We start from the raw sequence: 6121 nt of genomic DNA, 5'->3' as shown, positions 1-6121 counted from the left end.
CCGCCGAACCGGCCCGCGCACAGGTGGCCGGCGGCCGGGCCGAACTCGTCGGGGACCGGGACCGGCCGCGCGGCTACACCCTGCTGGTCGACGGCGCCCCGCAGTCCCACGTCGACCTGGACGACCCGGGCCACCTCGACTTCGCGTACCAGCGCCGGCTCGGCCACGTCATCGACCTGGTCGCGGCGCCGGGCCGGCCGGTCCAGGCGGTGCACCTCGGCGGCGGCGCCCTCACCCTCGCCCGCTACCTGGCCGCGTCCCGGCCCCGCTCCACCCAGCAGGTCGTGGAGGTGGACGCGCCGCTGGTGGAGTTCGTACGCCGGGAGTTGCCGTGGGAGAGCGGCTGGCGCATCCGGGTCCGCGCGGCCGACGCCCGCGCGGGGCTCGGCAAGGTGCCCGACGGCTGGGCCGACCTGATCATCGCCGACGTCTTCCACGGCGCCCGCACCCCGGCCCACCTCACCAGCGTCGAGTTCCTGGCCGAGGTCCGTCGCGCGCTGCGACCCGGCGGTTGGTACGCGGCGAACATCGCCGACGGCGCCCCGCTCACGCATCTGCGCGGCCAAGTGGCCACCGCCCGTGCGGTCTTCGCCGAAGCCTGTCTGACCGCCGATCCGGCCGTACTGCGCGGCCGGCGCTTCGGCAACGCCGTACTGCTGGCCGGTGACGAACCGCTGCCGATCGCCGAACTCACCCGGCGCGCGGCCAGTGACCCGCACCTGGCACGGGTCGAACACGGCCGCGCCCTCACCGACTTCACCGGCGGCGCCCGCCCGACCACCGACGCGGACGCCACCGCATCGCCGCCCCCACCACCCGACACCTTCGCCTGACCTGACCTGACCTGACCTGACCTGACCTGATGGGTCTCGCCCCCATTGCCCCACCGCGGCCATCAGCCCCGCCCACCCCGCCGTGGCCGTCGGCTCCCACCCGCCACGCCGCGGCCATCGCCGTCCTCCGCCGCCCCAGCCAGCCCAAACGTTTCGCTGCCCCCTCGCGCCACCGCGCCCCACCGCCCGGCCGCGCTGGCGCGGCGCGGCCATCGGCCCCGTGGTCACCAGCGGCGCGGACACGTTACTGCCGTGTTTCCCCGCGCGTGACCCGCCGCGTAAGGGGGAGAGAACCCGCGTACGGATGGGTCGGGGGCCCGTGCGGAGCGCGGCGGCGTGTTTGTGGGGTGTGAACACGTGTCGGCGCCGAAGCGGCCGCCTGTTGTGAGGAGTTGAAGCATTGGCGCAGATCAGGGCCGCGGGGGCGGATGCGCGGCACGGCTGCCGACATTTGATTGTTGTTTAATGTCTAGCGATCGGCGGCGCGATGGAGGGGACCGGCGCATGAGGGGGGAGACACGGATGGCGGCGGCCAGACGGGGGGGTGCCGGGCGAACCAGGCCCACCCTGGAGGAGGTTGCCGCGCGGGCGGGAGGGGGGCGGGGCACCGCATCGCGGGTGATCAACGGTTCGCCGCGGGTCAGCGACCGTACCCGCGCCGCGGTCGAACAGGCGGTCGCCGACCTCGGGTACGTGCCGAACCGAGCGGCCCGCGCCCTGGCCGCCAACCGGGCCGACGCCGTGGCCTTGGTCATCCCCGAGCCGGAGACCCGACTCTTCGCCGAGCCGTACTTCTCCGACATCATCCGGGGCGTCGGCGGCGAACTGGCCGACACCGACCTGCAACTGCTGCTCACCATCGTCCGCACCGCCAAGGAGCGGCAGCGGCTCGCGGACTACCTGGCGGCGCACCGCGTGGAGGGCGTCCTGCTGATCTCGGCGCACGCCGCGGACCCGCTGCCCGACCTGTTGGAGCGGATGGAGATACCGGCGGTACTCAGCGGCCGGCGCACCGCCCGCGAGGCCGCCGCTTACGTGGACTCCGACAACCTCGGCGGCGCCCGCGCGGCCGTCGCCCACCTCGTCGAACGGGGCCGGCGGGCCATCGCCACCATCACCGGGCCGCTCGACACGTACACCGCCCAGTGCCGTCTCGACGGCTACCGCGAGGCGCTGGAGGCCGCCGACCTGCCGCGCGCCGCGGACCTGGTCGAGCCGGCCGACTTCACCGAGGAGGGCGGCCGGCGGGCGATGGCCGCCCTGCTGGCCCGCCGCCCCGACGTCGACGCGGTCTTCGCGGCCTCCGACGTGATGGCCGCGGGCGCCCGCCGGGTGCTGCGCGAGCACGGCCGCAAGATCCCCGACGACGTCGCCGTCGTCGGCTACGGAGACTCGCCCCTGGCCCGGCACATGGACCCGCCGCTGACCAGCGTCCGCCAGGCCACGGAGGAGATGGGCCGCGCGATGGCCCGGGTCCTGCTGGAACAGATGGCCAGCTACGCCCCCCAGACCGGCACGCCGCTGCCCCGCCCCCAACTCGTGCTCCCCGCCGAGTTGGTACGCCGCGAGTCCTCCTGACCGCACGTGGCGCCCCGCGGCGGCCCCGTGGTGGTCCCCGACGGTTCCCGGTGGCCCCGTTTGCCCCGGGGGCGCGGGGCCCCGCCTGTGGGCCGCTGCGGGGCGCCGCCGCAGACCGTCGTACGACCATGTCTCCCGGCCCCCCGGCCCTCCCGGGCCCGCCGCCCAGCGAGCCGCAGCAGCCACCAGCCCCAGCCCGCCGGCCGCCCGCGACCGACCCCCCCAAGCGAGGCAGACTCCGAAGCGAGGCAGACCCTCAAGCGCGGCCGACCCAAAGCACGACGCACGACCGGGCCCGATGTGCGACCCGGCCGCCCCGGGCGCACGCTGGAACCATGGCTGAGCACCCGCCCGTGATCGTCCATCCGCCGGTGGCCTCCGGAGGGCGGCGGGTCACGATCCGCGGTGTCATCGTCGGCCTGGCCCACGGGCGCGGAGACGTGGCGGAGTTCCTGCGCCGGGCCGGCGTGGAGGACCCGGACGACCTGAGGCTGGACGATCCCGAACAGATCGAGTGGCGCGGCGGTGACCTGGACCACTGGCCGGCCCCGGAGGGCTGAGCGGGCGGTTGCTGTTCCCGCCGTGCTGCCGAGGCGCGTGTCCCTCCGGTGCTGTTCCCACCGTGTTCCCAAACCTGGGGAACCGGTGTTGGGGGGGGGGGCGGCGCGGGGAGGGGGGCGCGGGCGGGGGGGGGGGGAGGGGGGTCCGCCCCCGCCCACCCCCCCGGGGGGGCCGGCCGCCCCGCGCCTCTGGGGGGCGGGGGGGGGGGCCCCCCCAAAAAGGTTCAGGGTGAGTAACGGGACTCGAACCCGCGACATCCTGGACCACAACCAGGTGCTCTACCAGCTGAGCTATACCCACCATGACCGGCGCTTTCCTTGCCGGCCGAGAAAAAGTGTACAGGGTCCGAAGGGGTGCTCGCTCCCGGCTTATGGAGAGCCGGGAGCGAGCCGCGTCACGCCCTCGGTGACGGCAGGACGTGCTTCCCCGCGATGGCCTTCGCCGTCTCGGAATCCGGGCCGGGCTGCGGCACGAAGACCGCCTCGCGGTAGTAGCGCAGTTCCGCGATGCTCTCCCGGATGTCGGCGAGCGCCCGGTGGTTGCCGTTCTTCGGCGGACTGTTGAAGTACGCCCGCGGATACCAGCGGCGGGCCAACTCCTTGATCGACGACACGTCGACGATCCGGTAGTGGAGGTGGCCCTCCAGGTCAGGCATGTCGCGGAGCAGGAAGCCACGGTCGGTGCTGACCGAGTTTCCGCACAGCGGAGCCTTCCCCACGTCCGGCACGTGGGCCCTGACGTACGCCAGGACCTGCTGCTCGGCGTCGGCGAGCGTGGTGCCGCCGTCCAGCTCGTCGAGCAGCCCCGACGCGGTGTGCATCTCGCGCACCACGTCCGGCATGGTGGTCAGCGCCTCGGCGGGTGGACGGATCACGATGTCCACGCCGTCGCCGATGATGTTGAGTTCGGAATCGGTGACCAGCGCGGCCACCTCAATGAGCGCGTCGTCGGACAGCGAGAGGCCGGTCATCTCGCAGTCGATCCACACCATGCGATCGTTCATGCCGTCACCCTACGGGGCGTTCCCGCTGGCCGGGCAGGCTGGCGCGGCCCGGGGTGCGGGCCGACTGCTCGGGCAGTCGGTGGGCGTAGGCGTCCGAATCGGGCTTGCCGGCCTCCCGGTCGCCGTGCGTCTGGCCGCCGTGCACCATCCCGGCGTGCGCCAGTCCGCCGTGCGTGAGCGCCGTGGCGCCGGCAGGACCGCCGTGGGCGGCTGCCGCGGCCATGGACGTCCGGCGGACCTGCACCGGGTCGCCCGGGCGCTGCTCGATCAGCTCCGGCCGGTCGGCCCGCTCGTGCCGCTCCGGCCGGTCCGAGCGCTCGGGCGGTCCGCCCTGCGGCCGACGGGCCCGGTACGCGGCCCGGTACGCCGCCGGCGACGAGCCGAGCTGCCGCCGGAAGTGCCCGCGCAGCGCGACCGGCGAGCGGAACCCGCACCGCCCGGCGACCTCGTCGACCGAGTAGTCGGAGGTCTCCAGGAGCCGCTGCGCCTGGAGCACCCGCTGGGTGATCAGCCACTGGAGTGGAGCGCTCCCAGTGAGCGAGCGGAACCGTCGGTCGAAGGTCCGCCGGCTCATGTACGCGCGCGCCGCCAGCGCCTCCACGTCGAACTGCTCGTGGAGGTGCTCCAACGCCCACGCCACGACCTCGGCCAGCGGGTCGGCGCCGATCTCCTCCGGGAGCGAGCGGTCCAGATAGCGTTCCTGCCCGCCGGAGCGGCGGGGCGGTACGACGAGCCTGCGGGCCAGCGCCCCGGCCGCGTCCGCGCCGTGGTCGGTGCGGACCACGTGCAGGCATAGGTCGATGCCGGCAGCGGTGCCCGCCGAAGTCAGTACGTCCCCGTCGTCCACGAAGAGCTCCCGCGGGTCCACGTGGACCGACGGATAGCGCTTGGCGAGCGTGGGTGCGTACATCCAGTGCGTCGTCGCCGGTCGCCCGTCGAGCAGCCCGGCCGCCGCCAAGACGAAGGCGCCCGTGCACAACCCGACGATGCGGGCGCCCTCCTCGTGCGCACGGCGCAGCGCGTCGAGCGCGGCCGTGGGCGGTGACTGGGTGATCGACCGCCACGCCGGTACGACAACGGTGCCCGCTCGTGAGAGGGCCTCCAAGCCGTACGGCGCGGTCAGTTCGAGCCCGCCCGTGGTCCGGAGCGGCACGTCTTCGCCCGCGCACACCAGCAATCGGTAGCGGGGAACGCCGGCGTCCTGCCGGTCGATGCCGAAAACGGAGAGCGGTATGGAGCTCTCGAAGATGGGGCCGCCGCTGAAGAGCAGCACTGCGACGATCTCCCGGCGGCGGCGTCCGGAGAGCTTTCGGGCGGCCTCCGGTACGGTTGTGGAGTCCTGGCTCATGGAACTAAGCCCCCCTGGGTGGTCGCGTCCTCTCGGTCCTGCACGTTTCCCCTCGGTCCTGAACGGTTCCCCCGCCGGTCATGGCCAAGATCGAATCTACTGTGTCGCGTGTGGTCACCGTGACCAGTTCACCACTCGCCCGTAAGTCGACATGACAACTTGGCGTAAAGCATTCGATCACGAAGCGTTGCACTCGTAGCGCCTGCTGGGAAGTGCGCCTTTCGCCGATGCCCACTCCCCGTAGGGAGTCCAGACCCCCAACACCCCTTTCCTAGCTGGTCAGACGCGGGTTTGGGGGTGTCTTGAGGAACAGGGGCAACTTGTTCCGAAGTTGGCTGAAAACAGTTGGCCGCAAACGTACGAGCACATCAGCCGACCGTCGTACGTCCATCGGAGAGGCCGCTCATAGCGGGCTCATCGGGTGCCGTACGTCCCCTTCGTACGCTGCGGCCGTGGAGTCGGTCACCGCTCATTCGCGCCGCCCGCCGCTCGGTACGGCGCAGCAGCGCACGGCAGGTTGCGGTCATCGCGGCGAGCCCGAGCGCGATGCCGGCGGCGCCGCCGAAGGAGGCTCCGCAGGCCAGAAGGGCCACCGGCACCAGCGCCCAGCAGAACGCACCCCACCCCACCCGGTCGCCGGCGCCGGAGCCGCCGCGTCCGGAGGCCCGCAGGAGCGCCGCGCCCCGACAACTCGGCCCTGACGCGGGGCCTGGCGGGGGCGCTGGCACGCGTGCTGACGGGGCGGCGCCGACCTGGCCCGCGGCCGTTTCGCCGGGGGCGCCGGCCGGGGCCGGGGGC

Annotated in this window: 6 protein-coding genes and 1 tRNA gene; 3 read left to right on the top strand and 4 right to left on the bottom strand. The window is 73.8% G+C overall.

Features of this window, described 5'->3' with window-relative positions; genetic code table 11:
- Positions 1-23 precede the first annotated feature (23 nt).
- The 3 genes from AAHZ94_RS26945 to AAHZ94_RS26935 all read left to right on the top strand — a co-directional run bounded on the left by AAHZ94_RS26945 (position 24) and on the right by AAHZ94_RS26935 (position 2971).
- Positions 24-833 carry a spermidine synthase gene (locus tag AAHZ94_RS26945; RefSeq protein WP_349995974.1) on the top strand — a complete coding sequence of 270 codons (810 nt, stop codon included), beginning with the start codon at positions 24-26 and terminating at the stop codon, positions 831-833.
- Between the two features lie 522 nt (positions 834-1355).
- Positions 1356-2411 (top strand): LacI family DNA-binding transcriptional regulator, encoded by a 1056-nt coding sequence (locus tag AAHZ94_RS26940; RefSeq protein ID WP_349995972.1) that lies wholly within the window; start codon positions 1356-1358, stop codon positions 2409-2411.
- A 335-nt stretch (positions 2412-2746) separates the two neighbouring features.
- Positions 2747-2971 (top strand): hypothetical protein, encoded by a 225-nt coding sequence (locus AAHZ94_RS26935; protein ID WP_349995971.1) that lies wholly within the window; start codon positions 2747-2749, stop codon positions 2969-2971.
- Positions 2972-3199: 228 nt separating this feature from the next.
- On the opposite strand, the gene AAHZ94_RS26930 is transcribed toward AAHZ94_RS26935, so the two are convergent.
- The 4 genes from AAHZ94_RS26930 to AAHZ94_RS26915 form a co-directional block, all read right to left on the bottom strand.
- Positions 3200-3272, bottom strand: a tRNA-His gene (locus AAHZ94_RS26930).
- A gap of 94 nt (positions 3273-3366) precedes the next feature.
- The gene (orn, locus tag AAHZ94_RS26925) at positions 3367-3975 is read right to left on the bottom strand and encodes an oligoribonuclease (protein WP_349995970.1); all 609 of its coding nucleotides are present in this window, start codon (positions 3973-3975) and stop codon (positions 3367-3369) included.
- 4 nt (positions 3976-3979) lie between these two features.
- Positions 3980-5323: a helix-turn-helix domain-containing protein gene (locus AAHZ94_RS26920; RefSeq protein ID WP_349995968.1), complete on the bottom strand. Its 1344-nt coding sequence runs from the start codon at positions 5321-5323 to the stop codon at positions 3980-3982.
- Between the two features lie 368 nt (positions 5324-5691).
- On the bottom strand, positions 5692-6121 hold a 430-nt coding region (locus AAHZ94_RS26915), incomplete at its 5' end, for a hypothetical protein (protein WP_349995967.1).

Source organism: Streptomyces sp. HSW2009 (assembly GCF_040240285.1).
Taxonomy (GTDB): domain Bacteria; phylum Actinomycetota; class Actinomycetes; order Streptomycetales; family Streptomycetaceae; genus Streptomyces.
This window is presented reverse-complemented; position numbering and strand designations above follow the sequence as displayed.